The 21,819-nt window shown below is 64.2% G+C and carries 16 protein-coding genes; 7 read left to right on the forward strand and 9 right to left on the reverse strand.

From position 1 onward, the window contains the following. The first annotated feature begins 10 nt into the window (after positions 1-10). Positions 11-2,482 (forward strand): TonB-dependent siderophore receptor, encoded by a 2,472-nt coding sequence (locus AC07VI_RS04070; RefSeq protein WP_492995785.1) that lies wholly within the window; start codon positions 11-13, stop codon positions 2,480-2,482. Here AC07VI_RS04070 and AC07VI_RS04075 read toward each other — a convergent pair. Both AC07VI_RS04075 and AC07VI_RS04080 read right to left on the reverse strand, forming a co-directional pair. Then, a complete protein-coding gene (locus AC07VI_RS04075) occupies positions 2,479-3,576 on the reverse strand; it encodes an alginate lyase family protein (protein WP_099420190.1) in 1,098 nt (365 codons plus the stop codon). The two genes, AC07VI_RS04070 and AC07VI_RS04075, sit on opposite strands and share 4 nt — an antisense overlap. Then, on the reverse strand, positions 3,573-4,568 hold the full coding sequence (locus AC07VI_RS04080; RefSeq protein ID WP_086143723.1) for a gamma-glutamyl-gamma-aminobutyrate hydrolase family protein: 996 nt from the start codon (positions 4,566-4,568) through the stop codon (positions 3,573-3,575). The genes AC07VI_RS04075 and AC07VI_RS04080 overlap by 4 nt, the downstream gene beginning before the upstream one ends. A gap of 316 nt (positions 4,569-4,884) precedes the next feature. Here AC07VI_RS04080 and AC07VI_RS04085 point away from each other — a divergent pair, with 316 nt between their 5' ends. From AC07VI_RS04085 to AC07VI_RS04095, 3 genes are read left to right on the forward strand one after another with little or no spacing between them, the layout of a single operon-like run. Further along, positions 4,885-5,112 (forward strand): hypothetical protein, encoded by a 228-nt coding sequence (locus tag AC07VI_RS04085; protein ID WP_086143975.1) that lies wholly within the window; start codon positions 4,885-4,887, stop codon positions 5,110-5,112. After that, positions 5,109-6,146: a 4-hydroxy-tetrahydrodipicolinate synthase gene (gene dapA, locus AC07VI_RS04090; RefSeq protein WP_492995790.1), complete on the forward strand. Its 1,038-nt coding sequence runs from the start codon at positions 5,109-5,111 to the stop codon at positions 6,144-6,146. Before AC07VI_RS04085 ends, dapA begins: the two co-directional genes overlap by 4 nt. 10 nt (positions 6,147-6,156) lie before the next feature. Beyond that, positions 6,157-6,675 carry a P-loop NTPase family protein gene (locus tag AC07VI_RS04095; RefSeq protein WP_492995792.1) on the forward strand — a complete coding sequence of 173 codons (519 nt, stop codon included), beginning with the start codon at positions 6,157-6,159 and terminating at the stop codon, positions 6,673-6,675. A 133-nt stretch (positions 6,676-6,808) separates the two neighbouring features. Here AC07VI_RS04095 and AC07VI_RS04100 read toward each other — a convergent pair whose 3' ends face one another. From AC07VI_RS04100 to kdpF, 7 genes are all read right to left on the reverse strand, one after another. Further along, positions 6,809-7,558 (reverse strand): TorF family putative porin, encoded by a 750-nt coding sequence (locus tag AC07VI_RS04100; protein WP_492995794.1) that lies wholly within the window; start codon positions 7,556-7,558, stop codon positions 6,809-6,811. Positions 7,559-7,702: 144 nt separating this feature from the next. Beyond that, positions 7,703-8,401, reverse strand: coding sequence for a two-component system response regulator KdpE (gene kdpE / locus AC07VI_RS04105; protein ID WP_071321986.1), 699 nt, complete (start codon positions 8,399-8,401; stop codon positions 7,703-7,705). Then, on the reverse strand, positions 8,398-11,151 hold the full coding sequence (locus AC07VI_RS04110) for a DUF4118 domain-containing protein (RefSeq protein ID WP_492995796.1): 2,754 nt from the start codon (positions 11,149-11,151) through the stop codon (positions 8,398-8,400). Before AC07VI_RS04110 ends, kdpE begins: the two co-directional genes overlap by 4 nt. Positions 11,152-11,267: 116 nt before the next feature. Continuing rightward, positions 11,268-11,843 (reverse strand): potassium-transporting ATPase subunit KdpC, encoded by a 576-nt coding sequence (gene kdpC, locus AC07VI_RS04115; protein ID WP_099374148.1) that lies wholly within the window; start codon positions 11,841-11,843, stop codon positions 11,268-11,270. Between the two features lie 10 nt (positions 11,844-11,853). Next, positions 11,854-13,932, reverse strand: a complete 2,079-nt coding sequence (kdpB, locus tag AC07VI_RS04120; RefSeq protein WP_492995799.1) for a potassium-transporting ATPase subunit KdpB — start codon at positions 13,930-13,932, stop codon at positions 11,854-11,856. Between the two features lie 9 nt (positions 13,933-13,941). Next, entirely contained in the window at positions 13,942-15,747 is a 1,806-nt protein-coding gene (gene kdpA, locus AC07VI_RS04125; RefSeq protein ID WP_086143717.1) for a potassium-transporting ATPase subunit KdpA, read from the reverse strand. After that, positions 15,747-15,836 (reverse strand): K(+)-transporting ATPase subunit F, encoded by a 90-nt coding sequence (kdpF, locus tag AC07VI_RS04130; RefSeq protein WP_034746483.1) that lies wholly within the window; start codon positions 15,834-15,836, stop codon positions 15,747-15,749. The genes kdpA and kdpF overlap by 1 nt, the downstream gene beginning before the upstream one ends. A 463-nt stretch (positions 15,837-16,299) precedes the next feature. Here kdpF and AC07VI_RS04135 point away from each other — a divergent pair, with 463 nt between their 5' ends. Genes AC07VI_RS04135 through AC07VI_RS04145 form a run of 3 tightly spaced genes read left to right on the forward strand, consistent with a single transcriptional unit; the run spans position 16,300 to position 21,775 of the window. Beyond that, positions 16,300-18,297: a DNA topoisomerase IV subunit B gene (locus AC07VI_RS04135; protein WP_086143716.1), complete on the forward strand. Its 1,998-nt coding sequence runs from the start codon at positions 16,300-16,302 to the stop codon at positions 18,295-18,297. Continuing rightward, complete coding sequence (locus AC07VI_RS04140) at positions 18,297-20,006, forward strand: molecular chaperone HscC (RefSeq protein ID WP_086143715.1); 1,710 nt, start codon at positions 18,297-18,299, stop codon at positions 20,004-20,006. Before AC07VI_RS04135 ends, AC07VI_RS04140 begins: the two co-directional genes overlap by 1 nt. Beyond that, entirely contained in the window at positions 20,003-21,775 is a 1,773-nt protein-coding gene (locus tag AC07VI_RS04145; protein WP_492995803.1) for a J domain-containing protein, read from the forward strand. Before AC07VI_RS04140 ends, AC07VI_RS04145 begins: the two co-directional genes overlap by 4 nt. The last annotated feature ends 44 nt before the right edge of the window (positions 21,776-21,819 follow it).

Below are 21,819 nucleotides of genomic sequence, written 5' to 3' on the forward strand. Positions count from 1 at the left end.
GCTTTATTCCATGCACCACGCTTCGCGTTCCCTCCTTACCCGCACCGTTTTGGCCTGCGCCCTGGCGCAGATCGGCATGGCCCTGGCCCTGCCGGCGCCAGCCCAGGCGCAAAGCCGGCAAGTACGCGCCTACAGCATTCCGGCCGGCGCGCTGGGCGACGTGCTCACGCGCTTCGGCAGCGACAGCGCCATTTTGTTGTCGTTCTCCAGCGACACCACGCAAGGCTTGCACAGCGCCGGCCTGCAAGGCAGCTACAGCCTGCACGATGGTTTCCGCGCGCTGCTGGCCGGCAGCGGCCTGCAAGCCGTGCCGCAGGCGAATGGCGGCTACCTGCTGCAAAAGATCCCCGCCAGTGCCAGCGCACCCACGGCGGACAGCCGCGGCGTGGCTGTCATGAGCGGCGTCACCGTGGTGGCGGCGGCCGAGCGCAGCGCCGCCACCAGCGGCACGGGCAGCTACACGGGCGGGCCCGCCAGCGGCGCCACGGGCCTGGCGTTGACGCAGCGCGAAACGCCGCAGTCGCTGACCATCGTCACGCGCCAGCAGATGGATGACCAGAACAGCAACGCCGTCTCCGACGTCATGAAGAACGTCAATGGCGTGAGCGTGCAAAACTACGACAGCGACCGCTGGAGCTTCCAGGCGCGCGGCTTTGCCGTCACCAATTTCCAGTACGACGGCGTATCGGCCATCTATGACGGCGTCTACGACTGGGGCACGACCAACAGCGACATGGCCATCTATGACCGCATCGAAGTACTGAAGGGCGCGACGGGCCTGATGAGCGGCTCGGGCGACCCGTCGGCCACCGTCAACATGGTGCGCAAGCGCCCCACCGCCAGCTTCGAGGGTTCGGCCACCCTGGGCGCGGGATCGTGGGACAACTACCGCGGCGAAGCCGATGTCTCCGGCCCCCTGAACGACAGCCGCACGGTGCGCGGCCGCCTGGTGGGCGCCTACCAGGACAAACACGCCTACCTGGACCGCTACACGCAGCAGAAATCCGTCGCCTACGGCATCATCGAGGCGGACCTGACACCCGTCACCCTGCTGACGGCCGGCTTCACGCACCAGGATTACAAGCCGCGCGGCTCGACCTGGACGGGCTTCCCCGTGCTGCTGGCCGACGGCTCGCGCACGGATTTCCCCACCGCGTGGAATCCGGCCACCGGCTGGAGCCGCCGCGACATGCAGAACACCACGCTGTTCACCTCAGTCGAGCATAGCTTCGCCAACGCGTGGAAACTGACACTGAGCGCCAACCAGTTGCGCAGCAAGCATGACAGCGTGCTCGGTTCGGCCAGCGGCGGCAATCCCGACCCCGTCACGGGCGAAGGCGCCTATTTCTTCATGGGCAAATACAAGGGCGACCGCCGCCAGACCACCGTCAACGTCGACGCCAGCGGGCCGTTTACCGCCTTCGGCCGCCGCCATGAAGCGATGCTAGGCTACTCCCATTCCAGCGCGAAGCAGGACGGCCCCGTCTACGAATCGGTCTACCCGCCCGTCGCAGGCAGCTATTTCGACTGGCGCGGCCAGTACGCCGAACCGGCCTTCATGCGCCTGGGCAACGACAACGACAGCACGCGCCAGAGCGGCCTGTATGGCGCCGTGCGCCTGCATCCGGCCGACGCGCTGTCCGTCATCGTCGGCGCGCGCGTGAGCAACTACAAGCAGGAGCAGGACCGCAGCTTCTTCGACCCCAAGACCGCGCGCATCACCTCGCGCATCGAGGAAAGCAAGGTCATCACGCCATATGCGGGCGTCGTATATGACCTCGACAAGACCTATTCCGTGTTCGGCAGCTACACCAGCATCTTCGCCCCCCAGAGCAACCGCGACATCAACCGCAACGTCCTCGCCCCCGTGCGCGGCAAGGGTGTGGAGGCGGGCGTAAAGGCCGAATACCTCGATGGCAAGGTCAATGCCAGCGCGTCCCTGTTCCAGATACGCCAGAGCAACGTGGCCAGCTCTGTGGGCGAAGTCAACGGCGAAGAAGCGTATACAGCCATCGACGGCGTTACCAGCCGCGGCGTGGAAATGGAGGTGACGGGAGAGGTGATGAAGGATGTGAAGCTGAGCGCCGGCTATACCTACACCCACGTGCGCGACGCGGATGGCAAGGATGTCTTTTCCACCATGCTGCAAACGACGCAGCCTGCCCATCTGGTGCGCGTGCAAGGCACGTGGCGCCTGCCCGCCAGCCTGGACAAGCTGACCGTCGGTGGCGGCATCAACTGGCAAAGCAGCTACTACGGCAATATCTGGAACCCCGCCATCGAGGACAATGCACGCATCAAGCAGGGCGGCTACGCGCTGGTCAACCTGATGGCGCGCTACGAGATCAGCAAGAATGTCACGGCCAGCCTCAACGTGAACAACCTGCTGGACAAGAAGTACTTCACGGGACTGGGCCTGTTCCAGACGGGTTTTTACGGCGAACCGCGCAATGTGATGTTCACCGTGCGCACGAAGTTTTAACCAATAAGTTTTAATTCACTGCCGTACAGCGCCAGCGCCCAGGCTGGCGGGCGCAATTCCAGCGCCAGGGACAGGTAAGCGGGATCGAAGCGCGCCGCCAGCAGGTACACATTGGCGGCGCCCTTCGGCTCCCAATTCCCTGTAAATCCCTTTTCTCCGGCCGCCACGCGCTTGCGGTCGAAGGGCACGGCGCTTTTCGCGAACTCCTCGTGCGTCTTTTTACCCTGCGCATACGGCGCCAGCCAGGCCAGCGCCTCGCCCAGGCGCCGCGCTTCCGGCGCGCCATACCAGTCGTCGCCGTGCGCCTGCGCCATCAGGGCTGTCGTCAGCAGCGGCTCCAGGCTGTAGGTGGTGTAATGCAGGGCGTCGCGCTGCTCGAAGTCGAAGGGCATGCCGCCGGCGCCGATATTGCGCGGCACATGTGCCAGAAAGCGTTCCTTCGCCCGCGCGACCAGCAAGGCGTCGCCCGTGACATACGCGGCGGCGGTACCAATCTTGATGCGGTGGCTGTGCCAGTTGTTGCGCGCCGTGGACGGGCCTCCGACCTTGACGGGATCGCTCAGATAACCCTGCGCCAGGGTGCGGCAAAACGCCTGCACCTGCTCGCGCTCGACGCCGTTCAAGCGCTCCTGTACCAAATCAAAACCCATCAGCAGGCTGGCCAGCTCCGTCTCGTCGACGGGGCTGAACGACGGCTGGTAGGCGCCGCTCCAGGCCAGCAGCAGCTGGCGCGCCGCCTCGAAATGCGGCATTTCGCCCGACAGGCGCCAGGCCAGCGCCTGCAAGCGCGCCTGGCGCCAGTCTTCCTGCGCCTGCTGGCTGGTTTCGCGTCCGCCCTCCCCCTTCAGCAAGCCGCCCGTGCGCACTTCGGCCATCAGGTGCACGGGCCGCGCCGCGTCCTTGCGCGCCGCCTTGACCACCTGTTCGGCGATGGCCGGCGCCACCCGCGCCTTGAGCGTGCGCGCGCGCGTGGCGGACGTCAGCGCAAACGGCAGCGCGCCCTCATGCGGGCGCGGCGCCGCGCGCAAGCCCGCCAGGGGCAGCGCCAGCAAACCGGCCAGCACCGTGCGCCGGCGGATCAGATGCGTACTCAAAACCGCGTCTCCCGCGCCGCGCGCAAAAAGTTATCGAGGATGGGCGTGCAATCGAGCAGCTCGACGCCGCCCGCCGAATGGAATTCCGGGTGCCATTGCAAGCCCATGACGAAGCGCGCCCGCTGGTAGCGGATGGCTTCGACGATATTGTCGCCTTGCGAATACGCTTCCACGGTGATGTCGCGCCCCAGGTCCTTGACCGACTGGTGGTGGATGGAATTGACGAGCGCCTCGCCTGTCTTCGGGAACATGCCTGCCAGCGACGAGCCTTTCGGGAAGACGATGCTGTGGCGGTGGCGGTCATACAAGTCATTGACGTGGGAAGTGGCACCCTCCACGTCCGAGGCGATGTCCTGGTACAGCGTGCCGCCAAAACCCACGTTGATCAGTTGACAACCACGGCAAATGCCCAGCACGGGTTTGCCCGCATCGACGAATTCGTGCAGCAGTTCCAGTTCGTACAGGTCGCGCGCGCGGTCGCCGCTCCACTCGGGCCGCGTGGCCGTCTCGGAATACGTCTGCGGCGAGACGTCGGCGCCGCCCTGCAGCACCAGGCCGTCCAGGTGGCGCGCATAGTGGCGCAGGGTGATGTTACTCGGGTGTAGCAGGCCGCTGGTATTGACCGTCGGGATCATGAACACCAGCACGTCGCGCGACATGACCCACTGGGCAATCGACTCTTCCAGGTATTGCAGGTTCTTGCTGCGCAGGCCGGTGGCGCCCGGCTCGGGGTGGAAAATGCGCGCCGAGATGCCGATGCGCAGGGTGCGCCGCATGAAATCGCGGCTGGCCTTGTCGCGCATCGAGCGGTAGCGCGACGAGATCACCCGCCAGGCCAGCGCCAGCGGCGTGTCATTATCCTTCAGGTAGCGGGGTGCCGCGTCGCGCGCACGGTGCTCATCATCGGGCGCCCGGCGGCCCACCCGGTCAGGCCGCACCGGCGCTGCAGAATCAGTGGAAGAGCGAAGCTGGGGATCTTTTTCGTCTGACATGGCAAGGCTGACTGAAAGCGGAGACGTTTTCAATATAAACCCCCGCCCCCGGAAGCACGATTCAATTTTGTAACAAAAGCATACGCACTGGCATCTGCGCAACATGCCCACGTCCGACGCATACAGTCCGTTTACGCCCACGGCCCCGCTTTTTAGAGAATCTTTACGCCCCCGCTGCTAATCTTGAACGTACCTCAACCACCGCTGCAAAGCCACCATGGAACCCCATTCACGCCTGCAAACGCATCAAGCGCATCAAGCGCATCAAGCGCATCATGCTCTGCCCCACCGCCATCCCCGCCTGCCCACCTTCCTCATGCATATCACGGTCGACAAGTCCTGCCTGGCCGAGCTGCGCCAGCTGGTCGTCAGGACCTGCGGCAGCATGCTGTCGTTCATGCGCGTCGAGGCGGTCGACCATGCCGAGCGCATGAAGGTATGGTTGTGCGTGACGGAACCGGCCCTGCGCCTGACCATGGATGCCGTCATGCGCCTGCTGCCGGCAGCTGAATTTGGCCGCATCAGCCAGGGGAAATCGCTATGAACCAGTATGCCTGCGACCAGGCGATGTCTTCATCGCGCATCACCGCGCACTTTCAGGGCATCTGGGTGCCCATGGTCACGCCATTTTATGATGGCGATGGCGACATCGACTTCGACGCCGCGCAGCAGCTCGCGTGCGAACTGGCCACCAGCGGCATTGACGGCCTGGTGGTGTGCGGCACCACGGGCGAAGCGGCCATGCTGAGCGCCGCGGAAAAAACCATGCTTTTAGACAGCGTGCTCGAAGCCGTCGGCCCCCGCTTCCCCGTCGTGATGGGGATAGGCGGCAGCGATACGCGCGGCGTTGTCGCCTCCGTGCAGCGCTATAACGACCATCCGCTGGCCGGCCTGCTGATTTCCGCGCCCGCCTACGTGCGCCCCTCGCAGGACGGCATCGTGCGCCACTTCCAGGCCATCGCCGCCGCCACCGACCAGTCCATCGTGCTGTACAACGTGCCGGCGCGCACGGGCGTCAATATCGAGCCGCAGACGGCGGCGCTGCTGGCGCGCGACTCGCACTTCGTCGCCATCAAGGAAGCCGGCGGCAAGCTGCAGCAGCTGGGCGAACTGCTGCTTGAGACGCGCCTGGACGTCTTGTGCGGCGACGATGCGCTGCTGCTGGCCAGCCTCACCATGGGCGGCCACGGCGCCATGTCGGCCGCTGCCCAGGTGCGCCCCGACCTGTACGCGCAATTGTTCGACCTCGTCAAATCCGGGCGCCACGGCGCCGCCAGCGCCCTGTTCAAGACAATGCTGCCCGTCATTCGCCTGTTGTTCTCCGAGCCGAATCCAGGCCCTGTCAAGGCGGCCCTGGCCTTGCAGGGCAAGGCGCGCGACGAACTGCGCCTGCCGATGACCGCCATGTCGTCCGCCGGCCAGGCCAGGCTGGCTGCGGCACTGGAACCCTTGATGGACCTGCCCCGCTGGACTGCCAGCGACAAAGAAGAGCCGCGCGCAGGCTGTCTGCTGCAGCTGGTCTCCACCGCCAACATCATGCCAGCCGTACGCCAAGATGATCATCGCCATCACGGATGAACGCGGGGGCATGGAGAAGTCCATCGTGGCCGGGCGGCTGGCCGCCTCGCGCGCGCTGGCCGGACGCAAGGTATTGCTGCTCGATGCCGATCCGCGCCAGGGAGCCATGGCACAGGCCAGGAACATGCACGACGGCGCCATGCACGGCAGCGTGACGCGGCCGCGCCTGATGGCGCGCGCCATCAGCGCCAAGGGCGTGCAGCCGGAACTGGAGCACCTGGTGACCTGCTACCACGACATTGTCATCGACAGCGAAGGCCGCGACTCCATGGGCAGCCGCTCGGCCCTGATCGCCGCGCGCGTGCTCGTGGTGCCGCTCGACGGCGTTGCTGACGCCGCCGCGCAGGCTGGCCTGGCGCGCCGCATCGCGCATGCACGCAGCTTCAACCCGGGGCTGCGCGTCCTGTTGGCGACAGATACGCAAGCGGCAGCCGCCCATGCCCTGGCCACGCAGATTCCGGCCGCCCGCGTGGTCGGCCTGGGACAGCTGTATTGCGCCGTCTTCGACAGCCATCACCGCGCCGCATAGCTCCCGACAGCCGGGGTCTGACCTGACGGGGGAGCGCGCCCCAATGGGACGCGCTCCGGTCAGGCAGTGACTGACCCTGTTTTTAGCGCAAAAAAGGCGGCGCATGCGCCGCCTCTCCTCTCATCTCCGTCAATTAAAACGTCTTGCTGACCGTCAGCTGCAGTGCCGTCTTGCCCATAAATTTGCCATTTACGGGCGAGGCATACGCCGACTTGCCCGCGTTCGTGCCGATCACGGCCAGCGCGCCCGAAACAAAGCCGAAGTCGCGCGCGACGCCGACTTTCCAGTCCGTGTAGCTAGCCGCGTCATTGTTTTTCACTTTCTGGTGGCCCGCATGCAGGTTGCCGGTCCAGCCGTTCGTCAGGTCGATGGTCGCGCCGATATCGAGGTAGCCGCTGTTCTTGCTGTTGACGATGCCGAACAGGTTCGAGACGGCGTGCGAATACTTGACGTAGGCGGGGCCGTACGACAGCTGGCCGTAGACTTCCTGCGTATCCGCGTCGGCCAGGCCGGCGATGTGCTTCAAGCCGTTGTCCGCATACACATAGGCGAGCACGCCGACGTCGTAACCGATATCACTACTCAGCTGCCCGCGCTTGCCCGCATACAGGTCCACTTCCACGTCGCCGCTGCCGCCCGCATCCTTGGTCCACTTGATGGTGGAAGCCCAGGCGCCCGCATACAGGCCAGTCGGGTTGTTGATGTAATCCACGCCGCCCTGCAGCGCGGGCTTCAAGCGCGTCTGCGAGATGCCCCGATAACGGTAGTCGGACACGCCGGCCACGTTGAAACTGACTTCATTGTCGGGCTTGGTCTCTTCCGCGTGGGCCAGGCTGCCAGTAAAGGCGGTCGCGACGGCAAGTGCAAGTAACATTTTATTCATGGTTTTTTCTTCTTCATGGGTGGTATGGGCCTTTGCCAACATGGCGCAGCTGGCCCGCTGCTGCAAAAATTCGCTGCAAAAATTTAAAGTAAAGCGTCCCCCTGGCGCGCGCGGCGCCTGTTTTCCAACAGGGGATATCAGGTGTTAGAGCGGCAGCAGCAGCCGGTAGCCGACGGCCGTTTCCGTCAGCAGGTACTGCGGCTGGGCCGGATCGGCTTCCAGCTTCTGGCGCAGATGGCCCATGTAGATGCGCAGGTAGTGGCCGTTTTCGCTGTTCGACGGCCCCCATACTTCGCGCAGCAGCTGCGGATTGGTGACCACCCTGCCCGCGTTCTTCACGAGGACCGACAGCAAACGAAATTCCGTCGGCGTCATGTGCACCAGCTGCTTGTTGCGCGTCACCAGCCGGTCCTTCAGGTCGACCCGCACGTCGCCGAACTGCACCACGCCGTCGTCGCTGGCGGCGGGCTGGCGCTGGCGGCGCAAGGTGGCGCGCACGCGCGCCAGCAGCTCGCCCACACCGAACGGCTTGGTCAGGTAATCGTCGGCGCCCGCATCGAGCGCGCGAATCTTGTCCTGCTCGTCAACCCGCGCAGAGAGCACGATGATGGGCACCGCCGACCATTTTCGGATATCGGCAATGAAGTCGATGCCGTCTCCGTCGGGCAGGCCCAGGTCCAGCACGATCAGGTCCGGCCGGCGCGTGCCGGCATCGATCAAGCCCCGCTGCATGGTAGCGGACTCGAAGATCTGCCAGCCTTCGTCCTCCAGCGCGGAGCGCACGAAGCGGCGAATTTGCGGTTCATCCTCGACCAGCAAGGCCGTGGCGGAAGGTTCGTTCATGATGGTTTTCCTGTTTCAAATACGTTGGCGTCGTCCAACTCCGCGTCAGGCAACGCCGGCGGCGTACCCAAGGGCAGACTGAAGACGATGGCAGCGCCCTGTCCTGGCGCTTGCGGCTGCGCATGAATGGTGCCGCCGTGCGCTTCAACGATGGCGCGGCAAATGGCCAGCCCCAACCCGACGCCGGGCTTGTTCGATTCGCGCTCGCCGCGCGTGAATTTTTCAAAGATGGCTTCTTCACGGCCAGGCGGCAGGCCCGGCCCATCATCGAGCACCCTCACCTGGAGGAACTGGCCGTGCACCCCGGCCGCGACAGTGATGGTGCTGCCAGGCGGCGTGTACTTGGCCGCGTTTTCCAGCAGGTTGCACAGCACGCGCTCGATCAGCACGGCGTCGTAACGCACCAGCGGCAAGTCTGGCGCCAGTTGCGTCTGCACCCGATGGGCCTGCAACTGCGGGCCGCTGGCGCGCAGCGCGCTGCCCACTACCTCCTCCAGCGCCTGCCACTGCAGGTTCAGGCGCACCTGGCCACTCTCGATGCGCGCCATGTCCAGCAGGTTCGCCACCAGGGCGCTCATGCGCACTGTTTCGGACTGCAGCGAACGCGCCATGTCCAGCTGCGCGGGCGACAGCGCAGGCCGGGACAGGGCCAGCGATTCTGCCAGACCCACCAGCGACGTCAATGGCGTGCGCAAGTCGTGCGACAGGGCCGCCAGCAGCGAATTGCGCAGCCGCTCCGATTCCATCTGCACCAGTGCGCCCTGCGCCACGTCGATGTAGTGCACGCGTTCGAGGGCGATGGCCGCCAGCGCGGCAAAGGTGTCGAGATGCTGGCGCTGCTCCGGCACCAGCAGCCAGCGCCCGTGGGTTGGCGCCTCCAGCGGCAGCAGCGCCAGCAAGCCCCGCGTGCGCATGGGCGCGATCAGCGGCAGGTAGAAAATGCTCGACCCGGGCAGGGTGTCGGTGCCCGTGCCGGCCGCCTGGGCTTGGTCGAAAGCCCACTGCGCAATGCCCATGTCCAGCTGCTCGCCTCCCATGGCCGTGCCTTGAGACTCCTGCAAGCGGCCTTCATCGTCAGGCAGGAGCAAAGTGGCGCGGGCGCGGAAAGCCCGTTCGATGGCGCTTTTCGTGATATCGAAAATCTGCTCCGTCTGCAGCACGCCAGACAATTCACGCGAAAATTCATACAGGGCGCGGGCACGCGCCTCACGGTGCGAGGCCACGCGTGCCTGGAAGCGCAGGCCCGCAGTCAGGTGCCCGGTGATCAGGCCCACGGCCAGCATCACGCCAAAGGTGATCACGTACTGGAAGTCGCCCACGGCAAACGAGAAGCGCGGCGGCACGAAGATGAAATCAAAGCAGGCCACGCCCACCAGGCTGGCCAGCGCCGCCGGCCCGCGCCCCAGGCGCACGGCCACCAGCACCACCGTCAGCAGCGACAGCATGGCGATATTGGCCAGGTCCAGGTAGGGCTGCAGTGGCACTGAGGCCAGGGCAGTGGCCAGGCTGGCGCCGGCGGCCGACAGGTAGCGCCAGTGGCGCGAGGGGCGTCGCGGTGCGGGCGCCTCGTCGCCCGCCGTGCGCCGGACAGCCACGTCAGCCGGCGGCAAGCCCACTTCGATCAGGTCGATATCCGGCGCCAGGCTGGCCATGCGCACGGCCGGCGGCGCATTCCACAGGCGCGCCACGACGCTGCCTTGCCCCCTTCCGACGATGACTTTCGAGATATTCGCATTGCGCGCATAATCGACCACGGCGCCGGCGATGTCGCCCGATGGCACGATGGCCGTGCGCGCCCCCAGGTCCTGCGCCAGTTTCAACGTCTTGAGGATGCGTTCGCGCTGGCGCGCCGGCAGCCGTTGCAGGCGTGGCGTTTCCACGTACAGCGCGTGCCATTCGGCGTTCAGCTGGCTGGCCAGACGTGCCGTGCTGCGGATTACATGTTCACCGCCCGCGCGCGGCCCCACGCAGGCCAGCAGCGCAGCGCCCGTCTTCCAGACGGGATTGATGGATTTCTCGACGCGGTAGGCCTGCACGTCGTCCTGCACGCGGTCTGCCGTGCGGCGCAAGGCCAGTTCGCGCAGGGCGATCAGATTCCCCTTGCGGAAAAAATGCTGCGACGCCCGCTCCGCCTGCTGCGGCTGATAAACCTTTCCCTGCTTCAGGCGGCGCAGCAGTTCATCGGCCGGGATATCGACCAGCACCACTTCGTCGGCGCGGTCGAACACCGTGTCGGGCAGGGTTTCGGCCACGCGCACGCCCGTGATCCCGCCCACCACATCATTGAGGCTTTCCAGGTGCTGCACATTCACAGTCGATAGCACGTCGATGCCGGCCGCCAGCAATTCCTCGACATCCTGCCAGCGCTTCGGATGACGCGAACCGGCCACGTTCGAGTGGGCCAGTTCATCCATCAGTATCAGCGACGGAGCGCGCGACAGCGCCGCGTCCAGGTCGAACTCGAACAGGGTCTTGCCGCGGTACTCGACGGCTTTGAGCGGCAACAGCGGCAAACCATCCAGCAGAGCGACCGTATCCTGGCGCCCATGCGTCTCCACCACACCCACCAGCAAATCCTGGCCATCGGCCAGCAATTTGCGGGCGGCAGCCAGCATCGCGTAGGTCTTGCCGACGCCGGCCGAAGCGCCAAAATAAATGCGCAGCCGGCCGCGCGCGGCTTTCTTTTCCTGCGCCTGCACTTGTGCCAGCAGGGCATCAGGGTCTGGGCGTTGGCTGTCGTTGGGGAGCATGGGGCATCTTTTTAAATTAAACCAACTTGAAAGCAAAATCTAGGGTCAGACCCGGCGGGGGAGCGCGCCCCGATGAGACGCGCTCCGATCACGCATCGACTGACCCCGCTATCATCTTACTTCGCGGCCGCATCGAGCGCCAGATTCAGTTCCAGCACATTCACGCGCGGTTCGCCGAAAAAGCCGATATACGCTGTTTTCTGCACCTTGGCGATCGCGTTCTCCACCTGCGCCAGTGGCACGGCGCGGACGCGGGCCACGCGTGGCGCCTGGTACAGGGCGGCCGCCAGGCTGATTTCCGGATCCAGGCCGCTGCTCGACGCCGTCACCAGGTCGACGGGGATGGCGCGCGTGTTGCCGGGGTCGACTTCCTTCAGCGCGGCGATGCGCGCCTTGACGGCGTCCACCAGGGCCGGATTGGTCGGCCCCTGGTTCGAGCCGCCCGAACCGGCGCCGTTATTGGCCATCGGCGCGGTGGCCGATGGACGGCCCCAGAAGTACTTGGGCGAGGTGAACGACTGGCCGATCAGGGTCGAGCCGATGGGCTTGCCACCACGTTCGACGATGCTGCCGTTGACTTCATCGTTGAAGGCCAGCTGCCCGATGCCGGCCGTGGCAAACGGATAGACGACGCCGCAGATCACGGTCAATGCGGCAAACAGGACCAGGGCGGGACGTACGATAGTGCTCATGGTGGTTCCTTTAGACTAAATTGAGTGCGGACAGCAGCATGTCGATCAGCTTGATACCGATGAAAGGCAGGATGATGCCGCCCAGGCCGTAGATCAGCAGGTTGCGGCGCAACAGGCTGGCCGCGCCGATGGCCCGGTATTGCACGCCCTTCAACGCCAGCGGAATGAGCACGACGATGATCAGTGCATTGAAGATCACGGCCGACATGATGGCCGAGGCAGGGCTGGCCAGGTGCATGACGTCGAGCGCCTTCAATTGCGGATACGTGCCCACGAAGGCGGCCGGGATGATGGCGAAGTACTTGGCGATGTCGTTCGAAATCGAGAACGTCGTCAGCGAACCGCGCGTCATCAGCATCTGTTTGCCGATTTCTACGATTTCCAGCAACTTGGTCGGGTTCGAGTCCAGGTCGACCATATTGCCCGCTTCCTTCGCCGCCTGCGTGCCGGAGTTCATGGCAACGGCCACGTCGGCCTGCGCCAGCGCAGGCGCATCATTGGTACCGTCGCCCGTCATGGCCACCAGACGGCCTTCGGACTGATAGCTGCGGATAAGTTTCAGTTTGTCTTCCGGCGTCGCTTCGGCCAGGAAATCGTCCACGCCCGCCTCGGCGGCGATGGCCGCCGCCGTCAGCTTGTTGTCACCCGTGATCATGACCGTCTTGATACCCATGCGGCGCAGCTCCGCGAAGCGCTCCTTGATGCCGCCCTTGACGATATCCTTCAGTTCCACGGCGCCCATGATGCGGCCATCGTCGACCACCACCAGCGGCGTGCTGCCGCGGCGGGCGATATCGTCAACGGCGCGCGCCACTTCATCGGGATACGGCTGCCCCAGCGCTTCCACATACTTTTTCATCGAGTCGGCCGCTCCCTTGCGCAGCTGGCGCACATGCTCGCCGGCCGGGATATCCACGCCGCTCATGCGCGTCTGCGCCGTGAACGGGACAAACGTGGCGTGCAGGCTGGCCATCTCGCGTTCGCGGATATTGAACTTCTGCTTGGCCAGCACGACGATGCTGCGCCCTTCCGGCGTTTCATCGGCCAGCGAGGCCAGTTGCGCCGCGTCGGCCAGCTGCTGCTCCGTCACGCCGGGCGCCGGCACGAAATTCGATGCCTGGCGGTTGCCCAGGGTGATGGTGCCCGTCTTGTCGAGCAACAGCACGTCCACGTCGCCCGCCGCTTCCACGGCGCGGCCCGAGGTGGCGATCACATTGGCCTGCATCATGCGGCTCATGCCGGCCACGCCGATGGCGGACAGCAAACCGCCGATGGTGGTCGGGATCAGGCACACGAGCAGCGCGATCAATACCGTGATGCTGACGGGTGCGCCGGTGCCGGCCGCCGCCACGGAAAACAGCGAGTACGGCAGCAGGGTCACGGTGACGATCAGGAAGACGATCGACAGAGCCACCAGCAGAATCGTCAGGGCGATTTCATTTGGCGTCTTCTGGCGCTTGGCGCCTTCGACCATGGCGATCATGCGGTCAATGAAGGCTTCGCCCGGATTGACGGACACGCGCACCAGCAGCCAGTCCGACAGCACGCGGGTGCCGCCGGTGACGGCGGAAAAATCGCCGCCCGACTCGCGGATGACGGGCGCCGACTCCCCCGTGATGGCGCTCTCGTCGACGGAGGCCACGCCGGCCGTCACTTCGCCGTCAGCTGGAATCACGTCGCCTGCCTCGACCAGCACGGTCATGCCCTTGCGCAGGTCGGTCGCCGGCGTGGGCAGCCAGGAAGTGCCGTATTTCGGCGTTTGCATTTTCTTTGCCATCACCGTCTGCTTCAGGGCGCGCAGGGATGCTGCCTGCGCCTTGCTGCGGCCTTCAGCCAGCGCTTCGGCGAAATTCGCGAAGAGCACGGTAAACCACAGCCACACGGCGACGGCAACGATGAAGCCGAACGGCGCTTCACCCTGACCGTTCAGGGCCTGGATGGCCAGCAGGGTCGTGATAATGCTGCCCACGTAGACGACGAACATCACTGGGCTGCGCCACTGTGTGCGCGGGTCGAGTTTTTTGAATGCATCGACGACGGCGGGGCCGATCAATGCGGAGTCGAACAAGGTCAGGCTTGTGCGTGACATGGTAGCCTCTTATTTTATGAAAAGTTGCAGGTGTTCGACGATCGGGCCCAGGGCCAGCGCGGGAACGTAATTCAATACACCAACCAGCACGACAACGCCGATCAGCAGGCCGATAAACATGGGTCCGTGCGTGGGCATGGTGCCGGCATTGGCAGACAGGCGCTGCTTGGCCGCCAGCGAACCGGCCACCGCCAGCACTGGCACGATCACGCCGAAGCGGCCGAACCACATGGCGATCGCCAGCATCACGTTATAAAACGGCGTATTGGCGGACAGGCCGGCAAAGGCACTGCCGTTGTTGTTGGCCGCCGAGGTGAAGGCGTACAGGATCTCCGAGAAACCGTGCGCGCCCGGATTGGCCACGCCGATCTTGCCCGGTTCGACCATCACGGCAATCGCCGTGCCCGTCAATACGAGCGCTGGCGTGACCAGGATGGCCAGCGACACCATCTTCATTTCATAGGCCTGGATTTTCTTGCCCAGGTATTCAGGCGTGCGGCCTATCATCAGGCCGGCGATGAAGACGGCCAGGATGGCGAACATCAGCATGCCGTACAGGCCCGTGCCCACGCCGCCGAAAATCACTTCGCCGAACTGCATCAGCAGCAGCGGCACCATGCCGCCCAGTGGCATGTAGGAGTCGTGCATGGAATTGACGGCGCCGCACGATGCGGCCGTCGTCACTGCCGCGAACAGGGTCGAGGAGCTGATGCCGAAGCGCGTTTCCTTGCCTTCCATATTGCCGCCCGATTGCAGGCTGCTGGCCTGCTGGTCTACACCCAAGGCTTGCAGGGCGGGATTGGCCTGTTGCTCGGCGCTCATCACGCCAGCCGTCATGACGACAAAAATCAAGGTCATCGCGGCCAGCACGGCCCAGCCCTGGCGCAGGTCGCCCACCATGCGGCCGAACGTGAAGCACAGGCCGGCGGGAATGATGAAAATGGCCAGCATCTGCAGGAAGTTCGACAGCACGGTCGGGTTTTCGTACGGGTGCGAGGAATTGGCATTGAAGAAGCCGCCGCCGTTGGTACCCAGCAGTTTGATCGACTCCTGCGACGCAACGGGCCCCATGGCGATCGTCTGCGTTGCCGCCACTTGCGCTTCCATCACGGGTTTGCCGGCCGCGTCCAGCACCGGCTGGCCGTCAGCCGTCACTTTCGGCGTTGCATACGCCACGTGATCGAGCAGGGTCACTTCCTTGTAGGCGGAAAAATTCTGGATCATGCCTTCGCCCATGAAGACGACGGACAGCGCCAGCGACAGCGGCAACAGGATGTACAGGGTCGAGCGCACCAGGTCGACCCAGAAATTGCCGATCGATTTGCCCGAGCGCGAGGCGAAACCGCGCAACAGCGCGAAAATCACGGCGATGCCGGTGGCCGCCGAAAAGAAGTTCTGGCACGCCATGCCCAGCATCTGTGTCAGGTAGCTCATGGTCTGTTCGCCGCCGTAGCCCTGCCAGTTGGTATTGGCGACGAAGCTGACGGTGGTGTTGAACGAGGAATCGGGGCTGACGGCGCCGAGACCCTGCGGATTGAGTGGCAGGAAGCCCTGCAGGCGCTGCAGGCCGTAGACGAAGACGGCGCCCACGGTATTGAAGACGATCAGGGCGATGGCATAGCTTTTCCAGCCCATGGCCTTGTCGGCGGGCAGGCCGGACCAGCGGTACAGCAGGTTTTCCAGCTTTTGCAGCCAGCCCAGGCCGCGCACGGGGCCGTCGCCAGCCACCCTGGCCATGTACAGGCCCAGCGGATAGCCGGCGGCCAGCAGCACGGCCAGGAAGGCCACCAGTAACAATATCGATTGCGTCGTCATCACAGCTCCTCCGCCTTCAGCAGCGCCACCAGCAAATACACGAGCAAACCGGCCGACACGACGGCGCCCAGCACATAAAAGGCATTCATTTGACGCTCCCCAGTTTGTCGCAGGCCGCGGCAAAGCCGGCCGCCACGACGAAAAACACGGCAATCAAGCCCAGATACACGAGATCCATTCCCACCCTCATTCAGGTTTGTTTTGATAGTGAGCAGATTAGCCAAAAGGGTCTAAAAAATTCGTAAAGACTGGGGAAGGGGCTGTAAACAAGATGTAAAAACGGCGGCTTTACCGCATAAAATCCTTCACAATTGACGCAAAACCACGCGCGCAGCGCACTGTTGTTGCCTTGGAGTAGCGCTATTGCTCGCAGGACAAGATAGAATGCGCGAGCGTCCGCACAAGGACGCCATGCCTGCCGCACTGCCCTCCCCCAGTGACGCTGGACGGGATATACTGTATATTCATACAGTTATCGCCGCCGTTGTCATTGCGCCCCGCAGTGCCCAGGCCTGGCGTTCCAACCACTGTCTTTACTTAGCTTGAACACGTATGGCCACTAAAAAACCAGCATCCGACTACAGCGAATCATCCATCCGTGTCCTGAAAGGACTGGAACCCGTCAAGCAGCGCCCGGGGATGTACACCCGCACTGAAAATCCGCTGCACATCATTCAGGAAGTGATCGACAATGCCTCCGACGAGGCGCTGGGAGGTCATTGCACGCATATCGCCGTGACGCAAAACACGGATGGCAGCATCACCGTCGAAGACAATGGCCGCGGCATTCCCGTCGGCCTGCACCCGGAAGAAGGCGTGCCGACGGTGGAAATCGTGTTTACAAGGCTGCACGCGGGCGGCAAATTCGATAAAGGTTCGGGCGGCGCCTACGCGTTTTCAGGGGGTCTGCACGGCGTCGGCGTGTCCGTCACCAATGCGCTGTCCTCGCGCCTGGAAATCACCGTCTGGCGCAAGGAAAGCGACGGCAACGGCCTGCATCACATGGTGTTTGCCAACGGCGACGTGATCGAGCCCCTGAGTTCCCGTCCCGCCCCGCGCGACGGAAAAAAATCCGGCACGCGCGTCACCGCCTGGCCCGATGCAAAATACTTTGATTCGCCGAATATCTCGCAAACGGAGCTGCAGCGCCTGCTGCGCTCGAAAGCCGTGCTGCTGCCCGGCGTGACCGTCACCCTGACCAACGCGAAGACCGGCGATACGCAGACCTGGCAATACGCGGAAGGCTTGCGCGGCTACCTGACCGAAACGCTGGCGCAGGTATCGAATGGCGAAACCCTGATTCCCCTGTTCGAAGGCGCGCAATACGCGGGCCCGGACTCGGAAGGCTTTGCCGAAGGCGAAGGCGCGGCCTGGGTAGTGGCGTGGACGGAAGAAGGCGCCATCGTGCGCGAATCGTACGTCAACCTGATTCCCACCTCGAACGGCGGCACACACGAATCGGGTTTGCGCGACGGCCTGTTCGGCGCCGTGAAAAACTTCGTCGAAATGCACTCGCTGCTGCCCAAGGGCGTGAAACTGCTGCCGGAAGACGTGTTCGCGCGCGCATCGTTCGTGCTGTCGGCAAAAGTGCTGGATCCGCAATTCCAGGGCCAGATCAAGGAACGCCTGAACTCGCGCGACGCCGTGCGCCTAGTCTCGACCTTCACCAAGCCGCCGCTGGAGCTGTGGCTGAACCAGCACGTCGACTACGGCAAGAAGCTGGCCGAACTGGTCATCAAGCAGGCGCAATCGCGCCAGCGCTCGCTGCAAAAAGTGGAAAAGAAAAAATCCTCGGGCGTCGCCGTGTTGCCGGGCAAGCTGACCGACTGCGAATCATCGGACATCGCGCGCAATGAACTGTTCCTCGTCGAGGGCGACTCGGCGGGCGGTTCGGCCAAGATGGGGCGCGACAAGGAATTCCAGGCCATCCTGCCGCTGCGCGGCAAGGTATTAAACTCGTGGGAAACAGACCGCGACCGCCTGTTCGCCAATAACGAGATCCACGATATCGCCGTGGCCATCGGCGTCGATCCGCACAGCATCGGCGACTCGCCCGACCTGTCCGGCCTGCGCTACGGCAAGATCTGCATCCTCTCGGACGCGGACGTGGACGGCTCGCACATCCAGGTACTGCTGCTGACCCTGTTCTTCAAGCATTTCCCGGCGCTGATCAATAAAGGGCACATCTGCATTGCCCGCCCGCCTCTGTACCGCGTCGATGCGCCCGCGCGCGGCAAAAAACCGATCCAGAAAATCTACGCGCTCGACGACGGCGAACTGGTCGCCATCGAAGACAAGCTGCGCAAGGAAGGCGTGAAACAGGGCGCCTGGTCCATCTCGCGCTTCAAGGGCCTGGGCGAGATGAATGCCGAACAGTTGTGGGAAACGACGATGAATCCGGACACGCGCCGCCTGCTGCCCGTGACCCTGGGCGAAATCGACCACATGGCCTCCGCCGCCCGCTTCAATATGCTGATGGGCAAAGGCGAAGCGGCCGGACGCCGCGCCTGGATCGAAGAGCACGGCAATGAAGCGGAGGCGGATATCTGATGATCATCGGCATCGACCTCGGCACCACCAACAGCCTGGTCGCCATCTGGCGCGACGGCAAGGCATCCATCATCCCGAACGCACTGGGCGAACACCTGACGCCATCGTGCGTGAGCATCGACGACGACGGCACCGTGCTGGTGGGCCGCGCCGCGCGCGAACGCCTGCAGACCCACCCGCAACTGACGGCGGCCGTCTTCAAGCGCTATATGGGCAGCGAAAAGAAGATCGTCCTCGGCACCCAGCAATTCCGTCCGGAAGAGCTGTCATCGATGGTGCTGCGCGCACTGAAGGAAGATGCGGAAGCCTTCCTCGGCCACAAAGTCGAAGAGGCCATCATCACCGTGCCCGCGTATTTCAGCGATGCACAGCGCAAGGCCACGCGCATCGCTGGCCAGCTGGCGGGCCTGCGCGTGGAGCGTTTGCTCAACGAACCGACGGCTGCCGCACTGGCCTACGGCATCCGCGACAAGGAACAGGAAAGCAAATTCCTCGTCTTCGACCTGGGCGGCGGCACCTTTGACGTGTCGATTCTGGAGCTGTTCGAGGGCGTGATGGAAGTGCGTGCCTCGGCCGGCGATAATTTTTTAGGGGGCGAAGACTTCGTCACCGTGCTGGTCGACGCCTTTCTGGACAACAGCGGCTTGCGCAGCGCCGTCGGCAGCCGCCCGCTGGACCCGCGCCAGCAACAGCTGCTGCGCGACGAGGCGGAACGGGCCAAGCGCTTGCTGTCGGACCAGCCGTCCGTGCGCATGGCCACGCGCTACCAGGACAAGGAATACAGCTGGGAGATCAGCGAAGACAAGCTGGCGCAATTGTGCGAACCGCTGCTGGCGCGCCTGCGCCTGCCCGTGGAACGCGCGCTGCGCGACGCCACCATCCGCGCCGCCGAATTGAATGAAGTGGTGCTTGCCGGCGGCGCCACGCGCATGCCGCTGGTACGCAAGCTGGTGTCGCGCATGTTCGGCCGCTTCCCCGCCATCCATCTGGACCCGGACGAAGCCGTGGCGCTGGGCGCCGCCGTACAGGCGGGCCTCAAGATGCGCGACGCCGCGCTGGACGAGGTGGTCATGACAGACGTGGCGCCATATTCCCTGGGCATCTCGATTTCACGCCAGATCGGCCCGAATCAGTATGAAGGCGGCCATTACCTGCCCATCATCGAGCGCAACTCCGTGGTGCCCGTCTCGCGCACGGAAAACATCACCACCATCTACGACAACCAGAAGGAAATCAACGTGGCGATCTTCCAGGGCGAGTCGCGCCTGGTGGCCGACAACGTCTTCCTTGGCAAGATCAGCTTCCCGATTCCCCCAAAAAAAGCGGGCGAGATCGGCATTGACGTACGCTTCACTTATGACATCAGCGGCGTGCTGGAAGCGGAAGTGACGGTGCTGGCCACGCAGGAACGGCACAAGATGGTCATCAGCGACAATGCCGGCGTGATGACGCCGGAGCAGATTGAACAGCGTTTTCTTGAGCTGGCCGACCTGAAGATCCACCCGCGCGAGCAGCTGGAAAACCGTACCCTGGTCACGCGCGCGGACCGCCTGTACGAACAGTCGCTGGGCGACGTGCGCAACTACATCGCCGCGCATACGGCCAACTTCCAGGCCGCGCTGGAGACGCAGGACCCAGCCGTTATCCGGCAGGCGCGTACGGCGTTTGCGGCGATACTCACGGAAATAGAAAGTGACAGTTTCCTGTGACGGGTAACGAGACGCTGGATATCTGGAATGTCCTGGACATCGCCAAGACGAGCGATGAACGCGACATCAAGCGCGCCTATGCGCGCCAGTTAAAGCTGAACCGTCCTGAAGACGGTGCGGCAGCATTCCAGCGCCTGCGCGATGCCTATGAATATGCATTGCGCGTCGCGGCGCACAGCCAGGAACAACAGCAGCCTGCCGACGCCGGAACAACGGCGCTGCCAGTCGCGGCGCCTGAGCCCCCGGCCGCCACGGACACGCTGCCGACACTAGCCCCACTGGCTGCCGCGAAGCTCGACTTCGGCAAAGTGCCGCCTGCGGCGCGTCCACCGGCACCGCCAACCGTGACAGTCGATCCCCTGAAGGAAGCGCAGATCCTGTGGCAGGAATGGCTGAACTCCGGCACTGGCATCAAGCTCTCAACGCTGGAAAAGCGTGAAGCGATGACCCGCCTCGCCGTGCGCGAGGAATTTGAACGCCTGGCCCTGCGCTACTGCGCCACGGCTGCGTGCCATGACGCCACACGCGGCCGGTTCATCGAGCACTACCAGTGGGACCAGCGGCTGCCGCAATTGCACAAAATGGATGCGGACGCGGCACGCGTCATGGTCGGGCGCCACAACGCGACGTCTTCGCTGGCCTATTTGCGCCGCAGCGCAGAGTACGGTGCATGCCTCGATCTGCTGCTGGCCACGCCGCCGGCATCCGCGTTCTGTCTGCGCGATGGCGCATTGACGCAGACCATGCTGGCACTGATCGAGGGCATGCGCGCGCATCATGGCGACCTGCTGGCCTACAAGATCGATCCCGCATCGATCACCTGGTGGGAGGGCAAAGCCCGCGCCAAAAAATATTTCACCAGCACCGCCGTACGTTCCGCGGTGACCGGCCTCGCCGTCTACGGGCTCGCGCTGCTCATGCATGAACGCTGGGGGCTCTTCGGCATCGACTCCTTTTATTCTATTTTTTTCGTGCTGTCACAGCTGCTGTCCTTCTCGGCCTACGCCGCGTTTACCTTTTACCGCCCCACCGCGCTGCTTGAGCGGATGGCGCAGTTCAGGCAGCAGCACTTTGGCGTCTACCTGCAGCAGCACCGGTATCGGCACCAATGGCAATTCGGCTGGGTGTATGCCTATGCCGCTCTGTCGCTGCTGCTGTTTGTCAACAGACCATCGCCGATACTGGTCTCTGGCGCCACGATCCTGCTTGCAGCCTGCGCGCTGCTGGCGACATTTGCCGCCTCAGCGCATTTCAAGCCGGGCGCCTATCTGCTCCTGCTGCCGATTGCATCGCTGCTGACCTGGCTGATGCGGGAAACCGCCTTCGAGTCCTTTCCTGCCAGTGCCTGTTTTGCTTTCAGCCTGTGCCTGTTGATACTGCTGGCGCGCGGCGGCGCGCAACTGTATCCGGCCCTGGGCTTGCCAAAGGCATGGCGCCACCGATTGCGCATTACCTGGCTGATGGGCGGCACCTTGCTGTTTTTTGTCGCAGCGGCAGGCGTGCTGCCGGCCGGCCTGGCGCCGGTGCTGGCCTGGCTGTGGTGCCTGGCCGGGGTGCCGCTGTACCAATTCACGATGCCCAGCGTGTCCCGGCATCTGCTATGGCCGGCCCTGCTGCTGGTCAAGCTCACGCTGGCATCAAGTACCTCCTTTTTTTCCAATTTGCCCGATAGCCGCCTGATGATGCCGGAAGCCCTGCTGCCACTCATCGCCACGCTGATTCTGGCCAATCTGTATTATGAAAACCAGCAAGAGAACGTCCATGCCTGAACGCGCGCCCATGCCCCTGCAAACCACTTTACCCGACCTGTCCC

The organism is Janthinobacterium sp. GW821-FHT03A03 (assembly GCF_059421435.1).